Raw genomic sequence first — 24,584 nt, 5'->3', positions numbered from 1 at the left:
CCGGTATCCGGGGGTTTTTCGTCAATGTGAAAACCCACTATATCTGGTCGCATCTGCGGCGCAGACCGCGCATTCGATCAAACGGACACGCGTAAGATAGCGCAGCCCTACAGCATCCATTCCACTGGCAACAGCCCCATCACCACCAGCATGATTTGCTGGAACCATGTGGCCCCCGGTTCTTCCTGATAGGTCACGCGCGTGCCATCGCTGCGGATTTCCTGCCAGACCATTTTATCCTCGGGCGTCAGTTCCGGCCGATAGCTGACCGTGGCAACCGGCCCATCGAATATGGCCCCGATCCCCTGCGCCAAGGTGGGGCTGTCGATCAAAAATCCCATTTCACAATTCAACATGGCAGACCGTGGGTCAAAGTTGAACGACCCGATAAAAATCCGCGCATCATCCACGGCAAAGGTTTTCGCGTGCAAGCTGCCCCCGGAAAACCCCAGCGGGTTGACCTGAAATCCTGCCTCGGGGGTCATTTCGCCCCGTAGTTTCAATTCATACAGCGTGGCCCCGGCCCGCAACAATTCGCGCCGATATTTAGTATACCCGGAATGCACCATCGGCACATCGGTGGTATTCAGCGCGTTGGTCAGAACCCGCACGGTTTTGCCATCGCGGGCAAGATCGCCAAAATATCTGGTCCCTTCTTGTCCCGGTATAAAATAGGCGGACACCAAATCCAGCTTCTGTTCAATCCGCCCAAGGATCGAGCCAAGCCGCGTAATCATCAATTGATCGCGGGTCGCAATCCCCTGTCCTTTGGCGGGGTCGTCTGCCACCAACTGCACCTTGGCCCATTCCGGGGTCAAACCACCACTGGCAAAACGCTCCATGCTGTTTTGCATCGCGCCCTGCAACTGTGCGGCTTCTGTGCTGTCTTTCACCGCCGCAACCCGCACGGCAAATCCCGCCGGGTCGCCGGGGCCAGTAACGATCCGTTCCAGTTCAAACACCGATTGGCTGTTCCAATAGGCATCAAACACCGCCGCCGTTTCCGGCACGATGGCCCCTGTGGCCAGCACATCCAGATCCACAAAGAAAATATCGTCGCCCAGTTGGAAATATTCATCGCCAATGTTGCGACCACCAATGATCGACACCGCACCGTCAACGACGATGGATTTATTGTGCATACGCCGGTTCATACGAAAGAAATCAAAGGCATATCCCAGCATCTTCGGGCGGCGCAGCGGGGATGGGTTAAACAGCCTGATCTGGAAATTTTCCCGCGCATTCAGCGCCGCTAAAATCGGGTCCAGCCCGTGAATGCCGTTGTCATCCAGCAACAGACGCACCCGCACGCCCCGCTTTGCCGCCCGATCCAGCGCATCCAGCAGCAGCATCCCCGATGTGTCGCCGTGCCAGATGTAATATTGCATGTCGATGGATTGCACTGCGGCATCCACCAGCGCCAAACGGCTGACCAGCGCATCATGCCCGTTATACAATGGAATCACACCGGATTGTCCGGGATGTGCAGCCCCCCCGGCAATCATCATCCGGCCCAAGGGTGTTTCCGGATCGACCCCCAACGCCCGCGCCTGCCCGCGATCCGAAATATCGGGCAAGGGAAACATCAGCCGCGCCAGAAAAATGGCAATGGTCACACCAAAGACCAGAGTCGCAAAAAACATCACAAACCGTTTCATAGGCTCAGCTTATCCGCTTTGCCCGGAACTGCACGTCTTTTGTGTACGCTGGTCGCTGTATCCTCTGGCCCGGTATGTTTTACCGGACCAGAGATCAATCAAGGTTTAGTCAAACAAGCTGACATAGACCTGACGCAGATCGCGTTTCAGGATCTTGCCGCTGGCATTTTTCGGCAGGCTGTCGACCACCGCAACATGTTTGGGCGCTTTGAAATGGGCCAGATTTTCGCGGCAATAGGTGTCGATCACCTCGGCCTGTAGGGTCACGCCCGGTTTGGCAACCACGATGGCGGTCACAGCCTCGATCCACTTGGGATGGGGTACGCCGAATACAGCCACTTCGGCCACGTCCGGGTGGCGGAAAATCACCTCTTCCACCTCGCGGCTGGCTACGTTTTCACCGCCGGTTTTCACCATGTCCTTCTTGCGGTCGACGACGTAAAGGTAGCCTTCTTCGTCAAAACGGCCCAAATCGCCGCTGTGGAACCAGCCCCCTTTGAAGGCTTCGGCGGTTTTATCCGGGTCGTTGTAATACCCCAAAATCAAATGCGGGCTTTGGTGAACGATTTCACCGATTTCCCCCACCGGCACCGGATTGCCATCATCATCGACCAGCATGGTTTCCACGTTCAGCGCAGGCCGCCCCGCCGACCCAAGCTTCCGAAGCTGATCTTCCGGCCCCAACACGGTCGCCATCGGCGCCATTTCGGTTTGGCCATAGAAATTATACAGGTTCAGGTTCGGCAGGCGTTGGGTCAGTTCTTCGATAATGGCGGTGGGCATGATTGCCGCGCCGTAATAACCCTTACGCAGGGTGCTAAGGTCGCGCTTGTCGAAATCGGGGTGGCGCAGCAGGGCAATCCAAACCGTAGGCGGGCAGAACAGTTTGGTCACGCCTTCGGCCTCGATCGCGGCCAACATATCAGCGGGGTCGGCCTTATCATGCACAATGCTGGTGGCGCCCAGATACAGGTCCGTCGTCAGGAAGCAATCCAACTGCGCGCAATGGAACAGCGGCAGGCAGTGCAGTTCGATGTCATCCGCATCCATACCACCATTCACGATGGTGCTGGTGTATTGCGCATACAACGCCGAGGAGGTCAGCAACGCCCCCTTGGGCCGGGATTCCGTGCCGCTGGTGTACATCATCTGGATCGGATCGTCGGGGTCCAGATCCAGTTCCGGTTCCGTGGTATTGGGATTGGACAACACATCCTGAACCGGCGACCACAGGCCGCTGACCGCCGCACCGGAATGCGGAATGGCAAAGCGCCGGGTGATCGGCTGCGCCAGTTGCGCAATGGCCTGATCGGCGGTGTCACACAGGGTATCTTCGGCAAAAATCGCGCAAGCCCCGGCATGGTTCAGAATATACGCCACATCATCCGCGTTCAGCATGAAATTCACAGGCGTGATCACGGCCCCCACGCGGGCAGCCGCAAAGCGCAACACCACGAAATCGCGGTTATTGTGGGACAGCAGGGCAACGCGGTCGCCTTTTTCAATGCCAATCGCCCGCAGCCCGTTGGCGGCGCGGTTCACCGCATCATTCAGTTCGCGGAAGCTCTCGCGCTTGTCCCGAAAGCTTAGCGCAATCTTATCCGGGGTGCGCGATGCGCTGCGGCGCAACAGATCGCCTAAGCCTTGGCTGCGAGCGCGTTTGACGGTTTGGGTCAGCTCTTGCGGTGTCATGGATTTCACCTTTTGCAAATTCAGTCAGAGGGGATACCCGCCCCGGCACGAACCGGGGCAGGCGCAATTCAAATCACCCGAAGGTCATCGGCAGATACAGGATCAGTTGCGGCACGGCGGACAGCAAGGCCACGATCAGCAGGTCCATCACGATGAACCACATCACGCCCCGGAAAATCGCGCCGGTTTTCACCAGATCGCCGACGACGCCCTTGATCACGAACACGTTCATACCGATGGGCGGGGTGATCATGCCAATTTCCAGCAGTTTCGTCAGCACAACACCGAACCACAGCAGGCTCCAGTTTGCTTCGTCTACCACGGGCAGGATGATCGGCAGGGTCAGCAGCATTGCCCCGATGGGTTCAAGGAACATGCCCAGCACCAGATAGACCAACACGATGCCCAGCATCAGCAGCACCGGCTGAGTTCCCACGGCGATAATCGCATCCGACAGGAAATCCCCCGCCCCCGACAGCGCCAGAAAACGCGTCAGCAGGCTGGCCCCGGCAGCGATGGCAATCAGCGCGGCGGTCGTCGTCATGGTTTCGCGCGCGGCGGTCAGGAACCGTTCAAGCGTCATTTCCCGGCTCAGGGTTGCCACCACACAGGCCAGAAACGCCCCCACGGCCCCGGCTTCGGTTGGGGTAAAGATACCGCTGAACAAGCCACCGAAAATCCCCACCATCACCAGCAGGATCGGCCATGTTTCCTTTAGCGCGGCCAGACGTTCGGCCATACCCACGCTGGCATCCCGCGACGGGGCCAGATCGGGGTTCAGCTTTACCCGCACCAGCACCACCACGATATAGCCGATGGCGGTCAGGATACCGGCGGAAATACCGCCAAGGAAAAGCTGCGCAATGGATACCTGCGCAATCACGCCGTACAGGATCAGAATGATCGAGGGCGGGATCATCGCGCCAATGGTTCCCGCCACAGCAACCGTGCCAGTGGCCAGTTCCGGGTGGTATTTGTGTTTCATCATTTCCGGGATAGCGATCCGGCCCATTGCCGCGGAACAGGCAATGGACGACCCAGACACAGCCGCGAACCCAGCCGACCCAAAGATGGCCGCAATCGCCAAACCGCCCGGCAAGGCAGATAACCAGACCCGCGCGGCCTGAAACAACCCCCGCGTCAGGTTCGTGTGAAAGCTGATAAAGCCCAGAAACAGGAACATCGGGATCGAGCTAAGCACCCAGTTCGCGGTGAACTGATACGGGATCACCCCAAGCGATCCCCACGCCACGCGCCAGCCCATCAGGAACCAGATCCCAACAAAGGACACCCCGATCAGCGCCGCCGCAATCGGCACGCGCAGGGCGATCAGCACAAACAGCGCCCCCAGCCCGGATAACCCGATAGCAACGTCAGTCATGCAAAGTCTCCAACTCGTCCGTATTTTCGCTTAGGCCGCATTCGCTGCCGGTCAGCAGAACCAGCACACGATAGACGGCAATCATCACCATCAGCCCGGCCCCCAGCGGCAGCGCCCAATAGCTTTGCCAGACCGGAATCATATCCGATCCCTGTTCAATGGATGCGCCGATTGCGGTTTTGGACATCGCCTCTTTCCAGCCGCGCACCATCAGCAGGCCAAACGCCCCTGCGGTGATCAGCCCGGCCAAAACGGCAATCACGCCCTGCGCGGCCTTTGGCAGCAGGTCAGTCACCACTTCGACGGAAATATGCGCGCTTTGCCGTTCAGCGACCCCAAGCCCGATAAAGACAACGACGATCATGTAATAATGGGCCACGATCGTAATCGTTCCCGGCAAGGGCATATTGAACAAAAAGCGCATCGTCACATCAGCGGTCACGTGCAGCATCATCAGAATGATGCAAATCGTCCCTATGACAGAGGCAAATCCCGACAACCAGGACAACCCCTTACCAATCTGAAACATATTCTTCTCCAGAATTGTCGGTTGGCAGAAGACCGGGGCGCGGGGTTAGCCCGCCGCGCCCCGGACAGGATCACATGCCGTAGCTGCTGGTATCGACCTTGGAATAGATTTCATTCCAATACAGATCGGCCAACGCCTGCGGGTTATCAATGCCCTGCACCAGACCGCTCCAGCGGGCGACCAGTTCGCGTACTTTCGCGCTGGCCTCGGCCCCGTTTTCGATGCCGAACTTGTCCTTGTAGTTGCCCACGATGGCTTCAAGGTCGGATTCGATGAAGGCTTGGTTCTGGCTGATCAGCGAAGCGTCCGCCTGCCCGACAAAGTTACCCTTTTCGACGGTCTTTTTCAGACCGGCGCGGGCTTCTTGCAGATAGACCCAGGTCATTTCCGCCGCCAGCGTGGCGTTGGATTTCATCAGCGCGGTGCGTTCTTCGGTGGTCAGACCCTGCCAGCGATCCCGGTTGATCATGGTCGGCACGGTGAACTGGCCGCCGGGGATGCCCTGATAGACGTATTTCACCACGTCCACGAAGCTAAAGTTGATCAGCTCTGCCGGGTTGGATGCGGTGCAGTCCAGAACGCCCTGGCTCAGCGCCTCGAAGGTTTCGTTGATCGAAATCGACACCGGAACGGCGCCCATTGCTTCGGCCCAACGCGCCCAATAGGCACCACCGGCGCGCACCCGCTTGCCCTTCAGTTCCTCGGGCGAGGTGACAGGGACGGTACATTGCAGCGCATAAGACGTGGTCATGCCCGCGCCCATGTAGACCTGATTTTGCTTGGCCACCTCGTCCTGACAGCTTGGGCAGTTCAGGATTACATATTCCGACACCGCCGCCGCAAACGCCAAGGAGCTAAGCTCGCTGGTGTATTCTTCCAGTTCGACCAGGGTCGAGAATTCGGACACCATGTTCAGCGTCGGGAATTCTGCCGAAAAATAGGGGGTCAGAATGGTGGACAGGTCCGCGATCCCGTCTTTCAGGCCCGCATTGCTTTCTGCAAAAGACAGCAGCGTCAGCGGGAACACCTTCATTTTCAGTGACCCGCCAGAGTTCCCCTCCAGCGTGGCGGCATAGTTTTCCAGCGCCCCGTTCGGGCCGGAACCCGGCGGCCAGCCACCGGCATAACGTAGTGTGTCGGCCTGTGCCGCGCCTGCCAGCGCCAGCATGGTGCCGCCAAAAAGTGCGGTCCGAATTGCTTTGGTCATCATCATAGTCCTCCTCCTCATGGACTGTGTGAAATTGAATATCTGGTGGGTGCTACCGACCAGCCTGCCATCCGGCCCCAACGCGGGCCGGTCTTCGACAACCGTTTCTGGCTGATCCCGCGCGTCCTCCTGCGCGAAACGGCGAACTGGTTGTGGAATTTGTGATCGTTCCGTGTCTCCCTGACTTGTGTTGGAACGCTGCGGTTACGGGTTAAAGACTGGCGTTACCGGCGCGGTCGCCGGACAGGATTGCATCGGCCAGTCGGGCCAGATCGGGGGCCAATGCGCCCACGGCGGCGGCTTCGGAATTAACGGCCTGCCCACTGCGGACCCGCGCAGCGATCCCTTCGAAAATCACCGACATACGGAACAGCGCAAAAGCGCGGTGGAACGGGGTCAGCGGGGCATCGCAACCGCCCGCCTGACGATACATATCCAGAAACGCGGCCGCATCGGGGATGTTCAGCGCAGGCAGGTCCAACCCGTTCAGCCCGCCCAACTGGTCTGGCCCCATGTCATAGAACATGCACCAATGCGCTAGATCGGCCAGCGGGTCGCCCAAGGTGGACAATTCCCAATCCAGCACCGCAGACACCTGCCCCACCGCCGGATCAAACAGCAGGTTCCCCACCCGGAAATCCCCATGCACAATCGTTGTGGGTTGCGGCGCGGGAATATTCGCGGCGAACCAATCGGCCAGCCCATCAATCACCGCATCCTTGCGCGTGCCGCTGTCCTGCCACTGGCGCACCCAGCGGCGCACCTGCCGGGCATAGTAATCGCCGCTGCGGCCAAAATCCGACAACCCGGCGGCCTGCCAGTCCAGCCTGTGCAACCGCGCCAGAATATCCGCCGCCTGCGCGAAAAAGCCCCCGCGCTGTTCAGTGGACAAATCTGGCAGGGCGCTGTTTTCACTGGCTTGCCCCGCCATGCGCTGCATCAGATAAAACGGAGTGCCGATAACGCTGGCGTCTTCTTCCAGCCGGATCATGGCCGGAACCGGCACGCCCGACCCGGCAAGCGCCTTCATCACACGGTATTCCCGTTCGATGGCATGGGCGCTGTTCAGCGTCGCCCCGGCGGGTTTTTTGCGCAGCACCAATTTCTGATCGCCCGACGTCACGAACCAAGTGGGGTTGGATTGACCGCTGGCAACAGGGTCCAGCAGCACGGGGCCACCCATCGCGCGTTCCAGATCCTTGGGGTTGAAATCAGGTTCAATCGTCATGTTGTCAGGCTCTTGGGGTTTTTGATGGCAGGGGCATCTTCCAGACCGGCAATACAAACGCCGCGCCAGAAGTCTTGAATATGTTTGCGCGCCCAAAAGCTGGCTAGGTCGGCATCCCGATCGCGGATCGCGTTCAGAATGTTGCCATGCGCCGTGATTTGCCGGGCATAGGATTGCGGCACGGGCTGCACGATCTGAGTCAGCCCTTGAAACAAGAGCAGGGCAATCGGTTCGCGCGCCAGATTCAGCACTCGGTTTTTTCCATATTCCGCGATGGCGGAATGAAACTGCGTATCCAATTGCACGGTCCGGTCCAGATCGCCCTTGGCCGCGACCAGTCGATCGTGAATGCACTGCAATTCCGCGATTTCAGCCTCGGTCGCGCGTTGAACAGCCAGTTTGGCAGCCAAAGGTTCGGTTTCCATCGTGACCTGCCACAATTCGCGAAACGTCACCTTCATCAGCGCCATTGCCCGGCCTGCGCGGCTGCTTAGCTGGTCAGCAGCAGGCAGCCTGACCTCTAGCCGCCGGGGCGAAGGCCGGAATACGAACCCGTCCTGTTCCAATTGCCGCAACCCTTCGCGCACGGTCGAGCGCGTCACACCGAACATCTGGGCCAGTTCCATCTCTCCGGGCAGTTTTTCACCCGGCTTCAGGCTGCCTTCAAGGATTTGCTCCTGAATGCGGTCAGCAATTTGCTGATAGGCATAATTCACCTTCAGGGGTTCGGCGTGCAGGCTCAACGGGGCAGTTCCTTTCTTATGGCCGCAAGGGTTCACATCCCGGATGCGGTCCAACATCCGGCAAGCAACACGTCACACGTCATTCCCCGGCGGTCCCGGTTGGAATGGGCGTTGTTTCATCTGTGATTAATTCATCCGGTGCCAGTTCATGGATCGAACTGGCGTTACGGGCGCGGAGTCCCCGCGTCTGACAGTCGTTTCACAATACCTCCCCTTATTGTGTCACAGTCGTAGTGTCCGACAATCAGGCTATGTGGCGACTCGGGACTCGTCAACAGATTTTTGAACACAGCCGTTAAATACACCGCGTCAGAAGAACACCAGCCGCCCCATTTTCCGACAGCATTCACCGGGACCACCCCCCTTCGAAAGGATACAGTACGATAGCGTATTGTTTACCCTCTGCCGAATGCAGTTGCAGAAAAACCAACCAATTTTTGATTTTTATCCCAGCACGACAAAAATCATAACATTGATTATTAAGGATATTTTTTAGATTCCGATACGGATTCAAAATTTTCTATGCAAATTGGAAAATTAAAGTTACCAATTTAGAGGCATGCGCAGGGCTGCACCCCTGCGCCGCAACCGGCAGGATCATGGGGCAACCCCCCCTGCCCGGATGAATTGGGAGGAGAAACAATGCGAAACAAGTCAATCTCGCGGCGTCTTGCGCTGCGGAACATGGCCGTGATGGGGGCGGCCGGTCTGGCTGCGCCGTCAATCGCCACGGCGGCGGGGCAAACGACCACCTGGAAAATTCAAACATCCTGGCCGGGCGGCGCGGGCTTGCAGATTTTCAAAGACTGGTGCGCCACCATCGTGGAAAAAACCGGCGGCGAGCTGGCATTCCAACCTTTCGGCGCGAATGATGTGGTTGGCGATTTCCAACTGTTCGATGCCGTGAAAAACGGTGTTCTGGACGCGGTGAACCCGTTTACCATCTACGCGCAGGGGATCATTCCCGCAGCGACATTCCTGACCAGCTATCCGCTGGCACTGCGTAACCCGCATGAATTTGACGTGTTCTATTACGGCCTTGGCGGTCTGGACATCGCGCGCGAACTATATGCCGCGCAGGGGATGCATTTCGTGGGCCCGGTGCATCACGGCCCGAACATCATCCACTCGAAGGTGCCAATCCGGTCCGTCGATGACTTCCGCGGGCGCAAGATGCGGATGCCCGGCGGTATGGTGGCCGAACTATTCACCGAACTTGGCGCGGAAACCACGGTTCTGCCCGGCTCGGAAATCTTCCCGGCGCTGGAAAAGGGAACGATCGACGTGGCCGACTATGTGGGTCCGGCGGTCAACTACTCGCTTGGGTTCAGTCAGGTGACCAAATACATCTCGATGGGTCCTCCGGGCTTTATGTCTGTCTATCAGCCGGTGGACATCATGGACATCACCGTGGGTCAATCGTCGTGGGATAAACTAAGCCCGCAGATGAAGCAGTTCGTGGAAATGGAAACGCAATCCTATTCGATCCACCACCACGCCGCGATCCAAAAGGCCGACCAAGAAGCCTGGGCGAAATTCGAGGCCGACGGCACCGAAGTCACCCGCCTGACACAGGACGACGTGGAACTGATGACCGAAGTCGCCGTTCCGATCTGGTTCAAATACGCCAACCGCGACAAAAACGCGGCCCGCGTGTTCAAGATCCAACTGGATTACATGATGTCCGGTTCGCTGGGCTATGTGACCAAGGATCAAATTCAGGGTCTGGAACTGGACCTGTAAGACGCGGGTCAACCGCGCCTGCCCCGTATCCCGCCGGGATGCGGGGCTTTCCAACTTTAGCACTCAGAGACTGAGAGGGGTGGCATGCCAAGTCTCGAATTTACCTTGCCCCATTGGGCCTATTGGGTGGGTTTGATCCTGTTCCCAATTGTGGCGATGGCGCTGGCCAAGCGGCCAAAAAACGAAAACCCAAAGCATTCGCTGCTGTTGGGCTATATGATCCTGATCACCGGCGGCATGATGGGGCTGCACCGGTTCTATCTCAAAAGCTTGCTGGGCTTGCTGTTTATCCCGGTTTTTCTGGCGATTTTGGTATCCAACGACCAAAGCGCCGGTGCGCGATCCGATCTGTCAGATGCGGCCAATGCCGTGCGTATGGCTGACAGTGCCATTCAGCGTGAAACCGAACGGGTGAAATCCGCACGCGACGGTCTGGATGAACTACGCGCCGAGCTGGCCGCCGCCGAAGACGGTAGTTTCGCCAAACGCAGCGCGGAAAAAAAGGTGAAACGAGCCGAGGACCGGATCGAAAAAGGCACCCAGATCATCGACCGCGCAACGGCTGAAAAAACTGCGGCCCTGCCCGTGGAAGCCGCCGCCCGTGAAAAGTATGAATTCTGGCACAGCATGTCGGCCTATGCCTTCTATCTGCTGCTTGCGGCGATGCTGCTGGATGCGGTGCTTTTGCCCGGATTGCTGCGCAAAGCCGATGCTGCCATTCCGCCCAAACAAGAACTGACAGAAACCGAAAAAGCCCTGAAAGCGCTGGAAGAGGAAGAACTACAGGACGATTCCCGCCACGTTTCCGAAGGCTGGACCGGCTGGATTGACCGGCTATCGCTGTTTTGCGGTGAATTCGTCAGCTATTGGGCGGTGCTTGCGGTCTTTGTCTATTATTTCGAGGTCATCAGCCGCTATGTGTTCAACAGCCCGACCAACTGGGCACATGAATCCATGTATCTGATGTTCGGGATGCAATACCTGATCGCGGGTGCCTATGCGATGCTGTGCGAAAGCCATGTGCGGGTGGACATCTTCTATGCCCCGATGCCGCGCAAGAAAAAGGCATGGGTCGATTTGCTGACCTCGATCTTTTTCTTCATCTTCGCCGGTACGCTGCTGGTGACATCTTATATCTTCGCCTTCGATGCTATCGCGGTGCCTACGGGTAACTCGGTCATTTCGGATTGGGCGCGGGGGCAGATCAGCTTTGGCGAAATGCTGGGCGGTCTGAATCTGGCACAATGGACCGATCCGAACATCCGCTGGGGCGAAATCAGTTTCAACGAATGGGAGATTCCGCTTTGGCCGATGAAATGGGTCATGGTGTTGGGTGGCCTGCTGCTGGTGTTGCAGGGCATTTCCAAGCTGGCGCAGGACGTGCGCGCCGTGGTGAAGGGGGCGTGACGCATGGGACTTGATATTGGAATCGAGTGGCTGACACTCATCATGTTCGGGTCGCTGCTGGTGCTGCTGATGGCGGGGCTTCCGCTGGCCTTTGTCACCGGCGGTCTGGCCTGTGTGTTCCTGTTCATTCTGGGGGACGAACGGGCGCTGAATATCGTGCCCAGCCGGATTTTCCCGCAGATGACCAACTATCAGCTATCGGCCATCCCGTTATTTATCTTTATGGCGTCAATGCTGGAAAGGGCCGGGATCATCAACGACATGTTCGATGTGATCTACAAGGTTCTGGGCGGCGTCAAAGGTGGCCTTGCGGCGGCAACGATCATTGCCTCGACCGTGCTGGCAGCGATGGTTGGCGTGATCGGCGCGGCGGTGGTGACAATGGGGATTATCGCCCTGCCCGCCATGCTGAAACGTGGGTATGATCCGAAAATCGCGATGGGGTCCATCATGGCCGGGGGGACGCTGGGCATCCTGATCCCGCCGTCCATTCTGGCGATCATCTATGCGGTTGTGGCCGAACAATCCGTGGGCGAACTGTTCATCGGTGCGGTTATTCCGGGTCTGCTGCTGTCGGGGATGTATGTGCTGTATGTGGTCGTGCGCAGCTATATCAACCCGGACCTTGGCCCGCCCATCCCGATCGAAGAACGCATTTCCACTGCGGAAAAAATGCGCCTGATGGGCAACATGGCCGCCCCGATCATGCTGATCGTCGTGGTGTTGGGCGTGATCTTTACCGGCGTGGCAACCCCCGTGGAAGCTGCCGGGATCGGCACCTTTGGCGCGTTCATCGTGGCCGCCATCCACCGCAAGCTGGACTGGCAAACCATCCGCGAGGCATCAATCGGCACCCTGAAAGCATCGGCAATGGTGCTGTGGATCATGTTCGGCGCGACGATCTTTGTCGGGCTGTACGTGCTGGAGGGTGGTCAGCAATTCGTGCAAAACGCGTTGCAATCCACCGGATTTGGCCCGTGGGGCATCCTGATCATCATGCAAATCGTGCTGATCATTCTGGGTATGTTTTTGGATTGGGTGGGCATCCTGCTGCTGTGCGTTCCGATCTTTGTGCCCATCGTCAAGGCGCTTGGCGCGCAGGCGTTCGGGCTGGAAACCACCGACGATCTGGTTCTGTGGTTCGGCGTTCTGTATCTGGTGAACATGCAGATGAGCTTCCTTAGCCCGCCGTTCGGCTATGCACTGTTCTATCTGCGCGGGGTGGCCCCGGCGGAAATTCCGATGTCGGATATTTTCAAATCCGCCTTGCCGTTCCTTGCGCTACAGGTGGTCGGGTTGCTGCTGTGTATGTTCTTTCCGCAGATCATCACATGGCTACCAAGTCTGGTTTACAGCTAAGACCACATAGCCTTGAACACAGAAAAACCGGCCCAGTATCATGGGCCGGTTTTTTTCATGTCATCCCGGTTCAGCCCTTGGCGAACCGATCCTTGAACTGGTCGCGCAGGATGTTTTTCTGCACCTTGCCCATCGTATTGCGGGGCAATTCATCCATCAGGATCAAATCACGCGGATGTTTAAACCGCGCCAGCGATGTTTGGACCGCCTGCATGATCGCATCGGTATCCGGGGTCTGGCCCTTTTCCGGCACCAGCACACCCAGAACGGTTTCCCCGAAATCAGGATGCGGCACGCCGATCACCGCGCTTTCCAACACGCCGGGCTGATCGTCCAGGATCAACTCGATTTCCTTAGGGTAGATGTTATACCCGCCCGAGATAATCAGATCCTTGTTCCGCCCGACGATGTGAACATATCCATCTTCGTCCAGTTTCCCCAAATCACCAGTGATAAAGAACCCATCGCTGCGCAATTCGGCGGCGGTTTTTTCCGGCATCTGCCAGTAGCCCTTGAACACATTGGGGCCGCGGACTTCGATCTGACCAATTTCCCCCTGCGGCAGGGTTGCGCCGGTGTCGGGGTCGGTGATCTTCAGCTCGACCCCCGGCAATGGAAATCCAACGGTCCCCGCCCGCCGTTCCCCATCATAAGGGTTGGAGGTGTTCATATTGGTTTCCGTCATCCCATAGCGTTCAAGGATGCGATGCCCGGTGCGGTTTTCAAACTGAACATGGGTTTCCGCCAGCAACGGCGCAGACCCGGACACAAACAGCCGCATATCCGCCGCCAGTTCACGGGTGAACCGGGGATCGTCCAGAAGGCGGGTATAGAAGGTAGGAACCCCCATCATCGTAGTGGCCCGTGGCATCCAGCCGATGATCTGATCCAAATCCAGTTTGGGCAGGAATACCATGCTGCTGCCCGCTATCAGGGACACGTTGGTCGCCACGAACAACCCATGCGTATGGAAGATCGGCAAGGCGTGGATCAGCACATCATCCGCCGTAAAGCGCCATTCCCGCACCAGCGTTTCGGCGTTCGACAACAGGTTATTCTGCGTCAGCATCGCCCCCTTGGATCGCCCCGTCGTCCCCGAGGTATAAAGGAACGCCGCCAGATCATCGCCGCTACGGTCCACGGTGTCGAACGTATCGGGCAAATCCCGCGCCTGATCCATCAGACTGCCGCTGCCATCCGCGTTCAGGATTTCCAGCTTTGCCCCCAAACGCGCCGCCACCGGGGCCAATGTGGGTTCTTTCGCGCCATCGCAGACAATCAGCGACGCGCCGCTGTTTTCAATGAAATAAGACAGCTCGTCCGCTGTGTAGGCGGTATTGAGCGGCAGGAACACCAGCCCCGCCTGCGCACAGGCGGCGTATAGCGCCAGCGCCTCGGGCGATTTATGGACCTGTACCGCCACACGATCCCCCGGCACCAGACCCAAGCCAACGAACAGATTGGCAATCCGCGCCCCAATGGCCAGAAAATCCTGATGCGTCACAATCTGCCCATCCGGCAGATACAGGAACGGCGAGGTCTTTCCGGCATGGGCGCCGAACAGGCCGTCATACAGCGGGTTTGCCATTTGGGTTTACCTTTCTTCTGTGTTTTTGGATGGGGTCAGCGTCACCGACCCGGCCAGCGTTTTCACATCGGCGCTGGCGATCACTTTTTGCGTGGTGGCGAATGTTTCGTGGTTCTGCGCCACCTTGGGCAGATCATACAGGTAGTTCACCATTGCCCCGCCTGATTGCGCGCGTCCCTTGTCAGAAACATCGGCATCGGCGTGAACCGCATGGACAATCGCGCCATTGCCCAAATGGAACCGTGCCACCGGATCAAACGGCGCACCATTCTGCACCTTGGCATTCAGCAGGTAATGCGCGGCCAGTGCCTTCATCTGGTCCGCCGTCGCATCCTGCCAGTTCTGTCCCTGCGCTGTCAGCCATTTTGTCAGCCCCGGAATGGGCGACAGGGTGACAAAGGTTTTCAGACCCGGCAAATCCGCCGCCAGATCAGCGGCCACTTGTTTGATCAGCGAATTCCCGAACGAGATATTCGCCAAACCCGCCTGACAATTCGAGATCGAATAGAACACCGCCGTATCGGCCTGACTGGCGGGCATCGCCTCGCGGTCTTCGGCCAACAGGGCTTGCACCGATCCGGGCGTGCCTTTGACCAGCGCCACTTCGACGAAAATCAGCGGCTCATCCGGCATGGCAGGATGAAAAAACGCGAAACAGCGTCGGTCGCTAGGTTGCAACCGGCGGCGCAGATCGTCCCAACTGTCTATGGCGTGAACCGCCTCGTATGCGATGATTTTATCCAACACCTGCGCGGGGCTTTCCCAACTGATCGGGCGCAACACCAGAAAACCCCGGTTAAACCACGACGCAAACAAATGCCGGAAATCCAGATCCAACGCCTGCAATTCCGGGTCAGCCCCGGTCAGCCGCAACAATTCGGCCCGCATCCGTACCAGCGCCCCGGTGGCGCCCGGCACCCGATTCAGGCGGCGGATCAATTCCTGCCGGGGTGGCTCTGCCGCCTCCATAAAGGCGCGATAACCCGCTTTGGTCGGGTTGCGTTCATAATCTTCCAGCGTGGTGCGAACGGCCTCGGGGTCAATATTCATCCCGGCAATATCACGGAAAAACGCCAGCTTTCCCGCATCGTCCAAATCGGCAAAGCGGGCCAGAATTTCCTCGGCCAGCGCAAGGCCCGATGTTTCCCCCGCAGACCCCACCAGCGCCAGCGACAGATCACACAGCGGGCGGCCATCCTTGACGCGTGGCCCATCCCGGCGATACCGCCGGTCAAACACGGTTGATAAAAGATCAGCAAGCAGGGTCATCGCGGCCTCCGTCTGTGGGGCCAACAGGCCCGGAAACAGGGACAGGGTAGCCGCATTCTGTATTTTAAGTCAACTTTTTGTATACAAGAATTTGTCAGTTGAATTTATTCCCAAGCCGCGCAATACAAAATTATGAAGCAGCGACGCGCAGACAGCATTGCCGAACAGCTGGAAGAGCTGATTTTCGACGGGACATTCCCGGATGGCACCCGATTGGATGAAATCCGTATCTCTGAACGGTTCGGTGTCTCTCGCACCCCCCTGCGCGAGGCGTTGCAGCGATTGGCGCTGTCCGGTCTGGTGGAATTAATCCCCCGCCGTGGTGCCTTTGTGCGGCAACCCGGCCCTATCGAATTGCTGGAAATGTTCGAAGCTATGGCCGAGATCGAGGCCGTCTGTGGACGGCTGGCCGCGATGCGGATCACCGAAACCGCGCTGGACGAACTGCAAACCGCCAACCGCAACTGTCAGGCAGCCGTGAATGCCCAAGACCGCGATAGCTATTACACGGAAAATGAACGGTTCCACAAAATCATCTATCAGCAATCCGGAAATAGCTATCTGGAAGAACAGGCCATCAAGCTGCACAAACGGCTGAAACCGTTCCGCCGCCAGCAGCTTCGGGCGCGGGGGCGCATGGCGCAATCTATGGCCGAACACGAAGCCATCGTCGAAGCCCTGTCGCGTGGCGCAGCGGATGATGCGGCCAATCGCCTGCGCAGCCATGTGGCCGTACAGGGGGAAAAATTCCACAATCTGATGACCGCGCTAAAAGCCACGGCGGAATAAACCGACACACCGCCGCCATTCCCGCAGGGAATACTTGCGTAACGTCATCCAACGCCGCACACTGATCCGCATCACGACCGTCGGAATGCCGCCATGAATGCAGAAAAATTCGCCCGCTCACTGACGCTTCGGCATTTGCGGATCATTGCGGCGCTGGCGGAATACGGGCTGGTCGCCAAAGTGGCCGAGTCGCTGAACGTCACCCAGCCGTCCGTATCCAAACAGATTTCCGAACTGGAACGACTGGCCGATATTCAAATCGTCATTCGGGAACGCAACCGGCTGCACCTGACCCCCGCAGGCAATCGGCTGGCCGATCATGCCCGGCGAATTCTGTTGCAACTGGATCGCGCGGCCTTTGATCTGGATGCCATGACGCAGGGCGTGGCGGGGTCCGTTTCCATTGGCGCGGTCAGTTCGGTGGCCCCGACCCTGCTGCCGCCCGCGATTTCCCTGATGAAACGCAGCGCCCCGCAGGCCAATATCAGCATCACCGAAGGCCATTTCGTATCCCTGTTCCCCGCACTGGAAAGCGGCGCGCTGGACATGGTGATTGCCCGCATCTGGCACCCACAGGACATTCCCGGCATTCAACAAAAAGTTCTTTTGGAAGAACAGATTGCTATCGTCGCGAACAAGGATCACCCCCTGGCCCGCGAAACCACGCTAAGCTGGGCGCAGGCGGTGGAATGGCCGTGGATTTTGCCCTTGGGCAATTCGGTTGCGCGGCGGGCGGTGGAATCGCTGTTTGCTGAATTCGGCTCTGCCCCGCCGGTGAATGTGATTGCGTCCAGTTCTTTGTTTCTGAACATCGCGATGATGCTGGACACCCCCGCATTAGGGCTGTTTCCGCAAAGCATTGCCCAAACCCATGCCAGCCGGGGGGAATTGGTGATCCTGCCGTTGGATACGCGCAACATGCTGTCTCAGGTACGGTGTTTCTGGCGCACCGGGCAGGCCGAGGCGAATTCCGCCTTCGATCTGTTCCAAAAATGTCTGGAACAAAGCCTTGCCCGCTAAAACCATTCAGTTTGGTTATGGTTTCTTGAAAAATACTCAATAGTGAACGGGCGAAGTTTCCGCCTATCCTGCCCGGCAACACCATAGGCGAGGAGGGGCTGGCGAAACGCTGGCCGATGGTCATAGACACAACGACACTACCCCTGATGTCTGCAACTGACATGATTGCAGGCTTCCGTACCCGTATATTCACCCCCAGCGACGTGCTGGAGGCCTGTCTGGACCGGATCGCCCGGTATAACCCTTCGATCAACGCGATGACGACGTTCTGCATCGACCGCGCACGGGCCGAGGCAGCGGCATCTACCGAACGCTGGGCCGCAGGCACCCCATGCGGACCGCTAGACGGGCTGCCGATTGGCGTGAAGGACATGCAGGATGTCGCTGGGCTGCCCACCACCAACGGAAACCCGCTGATGCGCGGCAATATCGCCAAACAAGACGCGCTGATCGTGGCGCGACTACGGCAGGCGGGGGCGATTGTCGTGGCCAAAACCAACGTGCCGGAATTTGGCGCGGGCGGTAATTCCGTGAACCCGGTTTGGGGTGCAACCGGCAACCCCTATGACCCGCGCCAGATCGCGGGTGGATCGTCCGGCGGATCGGCGGCGGCGCTGGCCGCGTCTTTCCTGCCGCTGTGTACCGGGTCCGATACCGGCGGATCATTACGCCTGCCCGCGGCCCTGTGCGGGGTGGTGGGGTATCGCCCATCCGGTGATGTGGTGGCACATCCGACGCGCCCGGTGGGCTGGTCGGTGATTTCGGTTCTGGGACCGATGGCCCGGAACATGGACGACCTGCTGCTGATGCTGCGCAGCATCCACGGCGCCGATGCTGGCGACCCGCTGACCGTGCCCACAGATCCCGCGCGGTTCGATGATATTCCCGCCGCCGATCTGGCCCGCCTGCGCGTGGGCTATTCCGAGGACTTCGGTGATCTGCCGATTGATCCGCAGGTCCGCGCCGCGTTTCGCGCGCGGGTGCAGGCGATTGCCCCCCATGTCGCCACATGCGACCCCGTTGACATGAATCTGGGCCAGATGGATCGCTGTTTCGATATCCTGCGGGCAGAAAGCTTTGTCGCGGCATTTGATCCCACGGGCGAGGGATCGAAGGACCAGTTCGGCCCACATGTTGCAACGAATGTGGAACTGGGGCGCAGCTTTACCTTCCACGATCGCGCTTGGGCGCACCTGGAACAAACCCGCATCCTGCGCACATTTAAAACCCGCACCGAAGGGTATGACATCATCCTGTTGCCCACGGTGCCCGTACCTGCGTTTGCGTGGACCCAATCCTATCCGCCGCAGATCGACGGGACGGACATGGACATCTATTACCGCTGGCTGGCGCTGACCTATCGCGGGTCGCTGATGGGCGGGCCTGCGATTACCCTGCCCACCGGCGCGGGGGAAGATGGGTTGCCTTTTGGGCTTCAGATTTTGGGCCGCCTGCAAGGGGATCGGGAACTTCTGTCCGCCGCGCTGGCGCTAGAGGGGCTGTTTGCCAGTTCCCCCGCCACCCGTCCGCAAATCCCCGATCTGGACCAATTGTTGCCGCCGCCGGTTGATTTGAAATCCCCCGTCACCCATCCGCCTGTTGCCCCGGATGCCACACCTGACCACAGCGTTCAGGTCGGCTCGGCCGTATAAGGAGCAGACATGTTCATCGTTCTTGCCGTCTTTGTCCTGTTGCTGCTGTCGGGTACGGCGTTTGCCTATCTGATGGGGGCAGTATCGGTTCTGTCCTTCGTGATGGCGGACAAGGCACAATACCTGTCGGTGATGCCACAACGCATTTTCGCGCAACTGGACGTGTTTGCCTTTATGGCGATGCCGATGTTCATCCTGACCGCTGAAATCATGTCCCGCGCCGGGGTGACGCGCAGCCTGATTGATTTTTCGATGTCGCTGGTGGGCCGGTTCAAGGGCGGACTGGGTCATGTGAATATCATGACCAGCATCTTCTTTGCCGGGATTTCCGGGTCGGCAGTGGCTGACAGTGCGGCGCTGTCGCGGATCTTTGTGCCGGAAATGGTGGCGCGCGGTTATTCGCGCTATTACGCGGGGGCGGTTACGGCGGCGTCATCCATGATCGGGCCAATCATTCCGCCGTCGATTATCATGATCGTCTATGGTGGCTTGACCGGCACATCCGTGGCCGCGCTGTTTATCGCGGGGATTTTGCCGGGGCTGTTGTTGGCCGGGTCGCTGATGGCCCTAAACGGCGGGTTGGCCTATATGAACAACCACCCCGGCGGACGGCATGACGATCTGCCGCCATTCCTGCCCAGCCTGAAACGCGCCCTGCCCGCGCTGTGCCTGCCTGCGGTGATCCTTGGATCGCTGGTGTTCGGGCTGGCCACCCCGACCGAGGGATCGGCCATCGCCGTTCTGGTCGCGCTGATTGCCGGGCAATTCTATGACGGACTGACGCTGGACAAGCTGCGCGATGCGCTGGAAACCACGGCCCGGATGACCGGGACGATTTTCATCATTCTGGCCGCGATTTCGATCCTTGGGTTTCTGGCGGGGCAAATGGGCTGGCCACAAATCCTGTCGGGTTGGGTGGAACAACTGGGGCTGACCGGCACGAAATTCCTGTTTTTCCTGCTGCTGATTTTTCTGGTGGCCGGGATGTTCATGGATACGCCCGTAGCGATGACCCTGCTGATCCCGCTGTTCGTGCCGCAGGCCATCGCGCAGGGCATCAACCCGGTGCATCTGGGGATCGTGCTGTGCTTCAACCTGTGTATCGGGCTGATCACGCCCCCGTTGGGCAAATGTCTGGTGGTTGTTTCCGCCATGACCAACACGAATTACTGGCGACTAGCCGCAGCCACGCTGCCCTTTATCGCCGTGCAATTGCTGGTTCTGCTGGCGCTGGCCTATTGGCCGCAAATCAGCCTGAGCCTGCCCCATCTGGCCGGTTTTTCGGCAAAATAACACCTAAGGGAGGAACCCCATGAAACTCAAGGCACTGACGCTTGCATCGCTGATGGCACTGACCAGCCCCGCGCTGGCCGAGGTCAAGATCGCGCTGGACAGCAAACCCGATCTGGCGCTGTCCGGGTCGTATAACTGGATCGCCGCTTTTGGCAAAACCCTGACCGATGCCGGGATGGACGTGCGGGAAATGCCGCGCGGGTCCGTCGGGAACGAAGCGGAAAAGCTGGATCAGATTTCCACCGGCCTGTTGGAAGTGTCCCTGTCCGATGTGCGTTCGGTCGCGTCGATTGATCCGTTCATGTATGGTGTGCGGATGCCCTATATCTTTGACGATATGGCGCATATGGACCGCGCGATGGAAAAGGGCGATGTTTTCGCCAAGCTGAACAAATCGCTGGCCGCGCAGGATGCGAAACTGGTGGCGCTGGTGCCGCTGGGGCCGTCTTCGGGGATCATCACCACGGACAAGGCCGTGCGCAGCCCCGCCGATATGGCTGACCTGCGGATGCGTGCGCTGGATGACGCCCAGATCGCCATGTATCAGGCGTGGGGGTCCGCCGGAACCGTTGTACCGTGGGGCGAAGTTCCCGCTGGTCTGCAAACCGGGGTCATCAACGGCTACCTGAATTCCGCCTTTGTGCCGATCATGTTCGGACAGACGGATTTCGTGAAAAACTTCTCGGACGCGCGGGTGATCATTCCGCTGCGGGCGGTTCTGGTATCCTCGATGTGGTATGATGGCCTGTCGGATGCGGAACGCGCCACCGTGGACCAAGGGATCGACGCCGGGAACGCCGCGGTGCGCAACTGGCTGGCCGAAGTCTCCGAAAGCTCGCTTGTCGCACTGGAAGAGGCGGGCGTGACCGTTCAGCGCCTGACCGACGAAGAACGCGCCGTGTTCCGCGAAAAATCCGCCCCGGTCTATCGCTCGGGTGTGCTGACGGACGCAGATGCCGACGCATGGATCGCGCTGTCCAACAGCACACGCTAATCCAACCCAACCGGCGGGCCGCCAGCGCGGCCTGCCACCATGAAAGAGATACCAATGCGCCGTTTCATCGTTACCCTGTCTGACAGCCTGCACACAGTCGCACGCTACGCGACCATAGGGGCGCTGTGCGTGATGTTCCTGACGGTGATGACACAGGTGTTGGCGCGGTATGTGTTTTCCTCGCCCCCCGTCTGGACCGAGGACGTGGCCCGCTACATGATGGTGTGGACGGGCCTGTTGGGGGCGACCCTGTCGTTCAAAACCCGCACCGATGCGGTTCTGCTGGACAGCGTTTTTCCTGACCGTCCCTCAGTTCTGGGAACACTGGCCGAGGCAATCCGAAGCGCCGCAATCCTGTGCTTTACCCTGCCAGTGCTGTATTTCTGCTTCATCGGTCTGCGCGGCGGGTTTGCAAAGGGCTATCTGGCGCGGCAGGCGGGGTTGACCGCCGACACGCTGGGCATTCAAATGGTCTGGATCGTCAGCGCCGTGCCGCTGGCAATCACCGTCATCCTGATCCATCTTGCCGCCCGCTGGGCCGACGACACCCCAATCACCACCAAATCCGAAACGGAGATCCAATGAATATCCCCCTGTCCAAACTGCGCCGGGATGGTGACACGCTGTATCTGTCCGGGGAACTGGGCTTTGACGCGGACGGCACCCTGCCCGACGGTGTCGAAGCCCAAACCCGCAACTGCATTGCCAACATCCGCAAGACGCTGGCGACGCAGGGGTTGGACCTGTCCGATGTGCTGTCCTGCACCTGTTATCTGACAGATGCCGCAGATTTTGCCGCCTTCAACGCGATTTACGCCGAAGCCTTTGCCGAACCCTATCCAGTGCGCACCACGGTGGGTTGTTTTCTGATGCTGCCCAAGGCGGTCGTGGAAATCACCGTGATCGCCAAGGCACGCGCATAGGCCACACATGTCTGAAATCATCGTTCTGGGCGCTGGAATGGTTGGGGTCGGCACCGCGCTGGCCCTTCAGGCGCGGGGTCATGCCGTTACGCTGATCGACCGGCGCGCGCCGGGGCAGGAAACCAGTTTCGGCAATGCCGGTGTCATTCAGGCCGAGGCGATGGAACCCTATGCCATGCCCCGCGCACCGCTGACCCTGCTGCACTATGCGCTGGGGCGCAGCAACGATGTCAAAATACGCTGGCGGGATTTACCACAGTTTGCCCGCCCGGTGCTGTCGTATTTCATGGCCTCGACCCCGCGGTATCATGCCGAAGTGTCCAAGGTGTACGCCCGGATGATTGCACAGGTCCGTCAGGATCACGGCGCGCTGATTGACGCCGCCGGGGCGGATCATCTGATCCAACGCACCGGACTGGGCGAGATTTACCGCACCGACCGCGCCCTGACCCCCGCCATTCAGGACGCGCAGCGCAAGGCCGAAACCTATGGCCTGAACCTGCGAGTGCTGCATGGCAGTCGGCTCCGGGCCGAAGATACCGCCATTCAGGGCGACATCGCCGGGGCGCTGATCTGGGACGATAGCTGGAGCTGCACCGACCCCGGCGCACTGGTGCAATCCTATGCCGATCTGTTCCAACAGCGCGGCGGCGCGGTTCAGCAAGGCGACGCCAACAGCCTGCACCAGACCGGCAATGGCTGGCAGGTCCAGACGGATAGCGGCCTTATGAGCGCAGAACATGCGGTCGTGGCGTTGGGTCCGTGGTCTGGCGTCTTTGTCAAACGGTTCGGGTATAAGGTGCCGATGGTGCTGAAGCGCGGCTATCACACCCACATGACCGCCCCCAGCGCCCCCATCCGCCCCTATCTGGATGCCGAACACGGTTATGTTCTAGCACCGATGCGGGCGGGGCTGCGACTGACGTCAGGCGCAGAACTGACAGGGCAAAACCGCCCCCAACGCCCCGATCAGTTGTCCCATGCCCGGCACGCGGTTCGCGGTCTGATCCCAGATGTCACCGATGGGGATGGCGCAATCTGGCACGGCCACCGCCCCTGTTTGCCGGAAATGCTGCCCCGTATCGGCAAGGCCAACAATCACCCCGGCCTGTGGTTCAACTTTGGCCACGGCCATCAGGGTTTCACCCTTGGCCCCACCACGGGGCATATTCTGGCGGATCTGTTGGACAAAGGGTAAGGCGCGCGCCCCTTAATCCAGAACAACAATCCCGGTGTGTTTGGATTTATGTTCGGGTTCCACATGAATGGTGATCTGGACATCCGGCAATGCCTGTTTCACTGCCGCTTCCACCCGGTCACAGATTTCATGGGCGTCGAATACGCTCATTTCCCCCGGCACCACCAGATGAAATTCCACAAAGGTCGCGCTACCGGCATGACGCGTGCGCAGGTCATGCGCCTCGACCGCGCCTGTTGCGTGGGTTGAAATAATGTCCCGCAGTTTCGTCAGCACCTCATCGGGGACAGCTTCATCCATCAACCCGCTCAGCGATTCCTTCACCACCAGCGACCCGGACCACAGGATATTGACGGCCACCAGCCCGGCCATCAGCGGGTCCAGAATCCACCAACCCGTCACCACTGCCAGCAACACGCCCACAGCCACCCCGGCCGAGGTCACGACATCCGTCCACAGATGTTTGCCATCCGCCACTAGCGCGGGCGATTTCAGCCGCCGCCCCTGCCGGACCAGCACAAAGGCCCACATACCGTTGATCGCCGTCGCCGCCCCATTGATCAACAACCCTTCGAGCGGGGCATCCATCACGCGTGGGTTCATCAGCCCATCATAGGCTTCGCGCAAGATGAACAGGGCCGCGATGATGATCATCACCCCTTCCAGCACTGCGCTGAAATATTCCGCCTTGTGATGGCCATAGGGGTGATTGGCATCCGCAGGCCGCGCCGCCACCTGAATCGCCACCAGCGCGGCAAAGGCGGTTGCCAGATTCACCGTGCTTTCCAGCGCGTCCGACAACAGCGCCACAGACCCCGTAATCCACCACGCAAAGACCTTCAGGCACAGCACAGCCGTACCGATTAGAATGCTTCCAATGGCAATTTTCAGGGCAGTCGACACAGGCAGTC

The 24,584-nt window shown here is 59.2% G+C and carries 21 protein-coding genes; 11 read left to right on the top strand and 10 right to left on the bottom strand.

The window, feature by feature from the left end:
* Window positions 1-107: 107 nt before the first annotated feature.
* The 7 genes from FN828_RS06250 to FN828_RS06220 all read right to left on the bottom strand — a co-directional run bounded on the left by FN828_RS06250 (window position 108) and on the right by FN828_RS06220 (window position 8,438).
* Window positions 108-1,643 carry a phospholipase D family protein gene (locus tag FN828_RS06250; RefSeq protein ID WP_235891420.1) on the bottom strand — a complete coding sequence of 512 codons (1,536 nt, stop codon included), beginning with the start codon at window positions 1,641-1,643 and terminating at the stop codon, window positions 108-110.
* Between the two features lie 120 nt (window positions 1,644-1,763).
* Window positions 1,764-3,350 (bottom strand): acyl-CoA synthetase, encoded by a 1,587-nt coding sequence (locus tag FN828_RS06245; protein ID WP_142492549.1) that lies wholly within the window; start codon window positions 3,348-3,350, stop codon window positions 1,764-1,766.
* 73 nt (window positions 3,351-3,423) lie between these two features.
* Entirely contained in the window at window positions 3,424-4,731 is a 1,308-nt protein-coding gene (locus FN828_RS06240; RefSeq protein WP_142492548.1) for a TRAP transporter large permease, read from the bottom strand.
* Entirely contained in the window at window positions 4,724-5,260 is a 537-nt protein-coding gene (locus FN828_RS06235) for a TRAP transporter small permease (protein WP_142492547.1), read from the bottom strand. The genes FN828_RS06240 and FN828_RS06235 overlap by 8 nt, the downstream gene beginning before the upstream one ends.
* Window positions 5,261-5,330: 70 nt before the next feature.
* Window positions 5,331-6,467 (bottom strand): C4-dicarboxylate TRAP transporter substrate-binding protein, encoded by a 1,137-nt coding sequence (locus FN828_RS06230; protein ID WP_142492626.1) that lies wholly within the window; start codon window positions 6,465-6,467, stop codon window positions 5,331-5,333.
* Between the two features lie 211 nt (window positions 6,468-6,678).
* Complete coding sequence (locus tag FN828_RS06225; protein ID WP_142492546.1) at window positions 6,679-7,695, bottom strand: phosphotransferase family protein; 1,017 nt, start codon at window positions 7,693-7,695, stop codon at window positions 6,679-6,681.
* On the bottom strand, window positions 7,692-8,438 hold the full coding sequence (locus tag FN828_RS06220) for a FadR/GntR family transcriptional regulator (RefSeq protein WP_142492545.1): 747 nt from the start codon (window positions 8,436-8,438) through the stop codon (window positions 7,692-7,694). The genes FN828_RS06225 and FN828_RS06220 overlap by 4 nt, the downstream gene beginning before the upstream one ends.
* Before the next feature lie 642 nt (window positions 8,439-9,080).
* Between FN828_RS06220 and dctP the strand changes: the two genes are divergently transcribed.
* From dctP to FN828_RS20735, 3 genes are all read left to right on the top strand, one after another.
* Window positions 9,081-10,181, top strand: a complete 1,101-nt coding sequence (gene dctP, locus FN828_RS06215; protein ID WP_142492544.1) for a TRAP transporter substrate-binding protein DctP — start codon at window positions 9,081-9,083, stop codon at window positions 10,179-10,181.
* An 84-nt stretch (window positions 10,182-10,265) separates the two neighbouring features.
* On the top strand, window positions 10,266-11,588 hold the full coding sequence (locus FN828_RS20740; RefSeq protein WP_221930532.1) for a TRAP transporter small permease subunit: 1,323 nt from the start codon (window positions 10,266-10,268) through the stop codon (window positions 11,586-11,588).
* Between the two features lie 3 nt (window positions 11,589-11,591).
* On the top strand, window positions 11,592-12,947 hold the full coding sequence (locus tag FN828_RS20735; protein ID WP_221930531.1) for a TRAP transporter large permease: 1,356 nt from the start codon (window positions 11,592-11,594) through the stop codon (window positions 12,945-12,947).
* Window positions 12,948-13,017: 70 nt separating this feature from the next.
* Here FN828_RS20735 and FN828_RS06205 read toward each other — a convergent pair whose 3' ends face one another.
* Window positions 13,018-14,535: a malonate--CoA ligase gene (locus FN828_RS06205; RefSeq protein WP_142492543.1), complete on the bottom strand. Its 1,518-nt coding sequence runs from the start codon at window positions 14,533-14,535 to the stop codon at window positions 13,018-13,020.
* A 6-nt stretch (window positions 14,536-14,541) separates the two neighbouring features.
* Entirely contained in the window at window positions 14,542-15,804 is a 1,263-nt protein-coding gene (locus tag FN828_RS06200) for a malonyl-CoA decarboxylase (RefSeq protein ID WP_142492542.1), read from the bottom strand.
* Between the two features lie 132 nt (window positions 15,805-15,936).
* Between FN828_RS06200 and FN828_RS06195 the strand changes: the two genes are divergently transcribed.
* The 8 genes from FN828_RS06195 to FN828_RS06160 all read left to right on the top strand — a co-directional run bounded on the left by FN828_RS06195 (window position 15,937) and on the right by FN828_RS06160 (window position 23,673).
* Window positions 15,937-16,593, top strand: a complete 657-nt coding sequence (locus FN828_RS06195) for a GntR family transcriptional regulator (protein WP_142492541.1) — start codon at window positions 15,937-15,939, stop codon at window positions 16,591-16,593.
* Between the two features lie 93 nt (window positions 16,594-16,686).
* Window positions 16,687-17,613, top strand: coding sequence for a LysR family transcriptional regulator (locus FN828_RS06190; RefSeq protein ID WP_221930530.1), 927 nt, complete (start codon window positions 16,687-16,689; stop codon window positions 17,611-17,613).
* A 146-nt stretch (window positions 17,614-17,759) separates the two neighbouring features.
* Entirely contained in the window at window positions 17,760-19,265 is a 1,506-nt protein-coding gene (locus tag FN828_RS06185) for an amidase (protein ID WP_142492540.1), read from the top strand.
* Between the two features lie 9 nt (window positions 19,266-19,274).
* Entirely contained in the window at window positions 19,275-20,558 is a 1,284-nt protein-coding gene (locus tag FN828_RS06180) for a TRAP transporter large permease (RefSeq protein ID WP_142492539.1), read from the top strand.
* A gap of 19 nt (window positions 20,559-20,577) precedes the next feature.
* Window positions 20,578-21,552, top strand: coding sequence for a TRAP transporter substrate-binding protein (locus tag FN828_RS06175; RefSeq protein ID WP_142492538.1), 975 nt, complete (start codon window positions 20,578-20,580; stop codon window positions 21,550-21,552).
* A 54-nt stretch (window positions 21,553-21,606) separates the two neighbouring features.
* The gene (locus tag FN828_RS06170) at window positions 21,607-22,137 is read left to right on the top strand and encodes a TRAP transporter small permease (protein WP_142492537.1); all 531 of its coding nucleotides are present in this window, start codon (window positions 21,607-21,609) and stop codon (window positions 22,135-22,137) included.
* A complete protein-coding gene (locus tag FN828_RS06165; RefSeq protein ID WP_142492536.1) occupies window positions 22,134-22,475 on the top strand; it encodes a RidA family protein in 342 nt (113 codons plus the stop codon). The genes FN828_RS06170 and FN828_RS06165 overlap by 4 nt, the downstream gene beginning before the upstream one ends.
* Window positions 22,476-22,482: 7 nt before the next feature.
* The gene (locus tag FN828_RS06160) at window positions 22,483-23,673 is read left to right on the top strand and encodes an NAD(P)/FAD-dependent oxidoreductase (RefSeq protein ID WP_142492535.1); all 1,191 of its coding nucleotides are present in this window, start codon (window positions 22,483-22,485) and stop codon (window positions 23,671-23,673) included.
* Between the two features lie 12 nt (window positions 23,674-23,685).
* On the opposite strand, the gene FN828_RS06155 is transcribed toward FN828_RS06160, so the two are convergent.
* Complete coding sequence (locus FN828_RS06155) at window positions 23,686-24,576, bottom strand: cation diffusion facilitator family transporter (protein WP_235891419.1); 891 nt, start codon at window positions 24,574-24,576, stop codon at window positions 23,686-23,688.
* Window positions 24,577-24,584 lie beyond the last annotated feature (8 nt).

Source organism: Thalassovita litoralis, assembly GCF_900182725.1.
In the GTDB taxonomy this organism is placed as follows: Bacteria; Pseudomonadota; Alphaproteobacteria; order Rhodobacterales; family Rhodobacteraceae; genus Thalassobius; species Thalassobius litoralis.
Note: the sequence above shows the minus strand (reverse complement) of the source record. Positions and strands in the feature narration are given on the sequence as shown.

What these genes read in the sequence shown, in the direction of transcription:
- FN828_RS06250 (WP_235891420.1), bottom strand. Translation starts at nt 1,643, where the DNA reads ATGTTTTTTGCGACTCTGGTCTTTGGTGTGACCATTGCCATTTTTCTG.
- FN828_RS06245 (WP_142492549.1), bottom strand. Translation starts at nt 3,350, where the DNA reads ATGACACCGCAAGAGCTGACCCAAACCGTCAAACGCGCTCGCAGCCAA.
- FN828_RS06240 (WP_142492548.1), bottom strand. Translation starts at nt 4,731, where the DNA reads ATGACTGACGTTGCTATCGGGTTATCCGGGCTGGGGGCGCTGTTTGTG.
- FN828_RS06235 (WP_142492547.1), bottom strand. Translation starts at nt 5,260, where the DNA reads ATGTTTCAGATTGGTAAGGGGTTGTCCTGGTTGTCGGGATTTGCCTCT.
- FN828_RS06230 (WP_142492626.1), bottom strand. Translation starts at nt 6,467, where the DNA reads ATGACCAAAGCAATTCGGACCGCACTTTTTGGCGGCACCATGCTGGCG.
- FN828_RS06225 (WP_142492546.1), bottom strand. Translation starts at nt 7,695, where the DNA reads ATGACGATTGAACCTGATTTCAACCCCAAGGATCTGGAACGCGCGATG.
- dctP (WP_142492544.1), top strand. Translation starts at nt 9,081, where the DNA reads ATGCGAAACAAGTCAATCTCGCGGCGTCTTGCGCTGCGGAACATGGCC.
- FN828_RS20740 (WP_221930532.1), top strand. Translation starts at nt 10,266, where the DNA reads ATGCCAAGTCTCGAATTTACCTTGCCCCATTGGGCCTATTGGGTGGGT.
- FN828_RS20735 (WP_221930531.1), top strand. Translation starts at nt 11,592, where the DNA reads ATGGGACTTGATATTGGAATCGAGTGGCTGACACTCATCATGTTCGGG.
- FN828_RS06205 (WP_142492543.1), bottom strand. Translation starts at nt 14,535, where the DNA reads ATGGCAAACCCGCTGTATGACGGCCTGTTCGGCGCCCATGCCGGAAAG.
- FN828_RS06200 (WP_142492542.1), bottom strand. Translation starts at nt 15,804, where the DNA reads ATGACCCTGCTTGCTGATCTTTTATCAACCGTGTTTGACCGGCGGTAT.
- FN828_RS06195 (WP_142492541.1), top strand. Translation starts at nt 15,937, where the DNA reads ATGAAGCAGCGACGCGCAGACAGCATTGCCGAACAGCTGGAAGAGCTG.
- FN828_RS06190 (WP_221930530.1), top strand. Translation starts at nt 16,687, where the DNA reads ATGAATGCAGAAAAATTCGCCCGCTCACTGACGCTTCGGCATTTGCGG.
- FN828_RS06185 (WP_142492540.1), top strand. Translation starts at nt 17,760, where the DNA reads ATGTCTGCAACTGACATGATTGCAGGCTTCCGTACCCGTATATTCACC.
- FN828_RS06180 (WP_142492539.1), top strand. Translation starts at nt 19,275, where the DNA reads ATGTTCATCGTTCTTGCCGTCTTTGTCCTGTTGCTGCTGTCGGGTACG.
- FN828_RS06175 (WP_142492538.1), top strand. Translation starts at nt 20,578, where the DNA reads ATGAAACTCAAGGCACTGACGCTTGCATCGCTGATGGCACTGACCAGC.
- FN828_RS06170 (WP_142492537.1), top strand. Translation starts at nt 21,607, where the DNA reads ATGCGCCGTTTCATCGTTACCCTGTCTGACAGCCTGCACACAGTCGCA.
- FN828_RS06165 (WP_142492536.1), top strand. Translation starts at nt 22,134, where the DNA reads ATGAATATCCCCCTGTCCAAACTGCGCCGGGATGGTGACACGCTGTAT.
- FN828_RS06160 (WP_142492535.1), top strand. Translation starts at nt 22,483, where the DNA reads ATGTCTGAAATCATCGTTCTGGGCGCTGGAATGGTTGGGGTCGGCACC.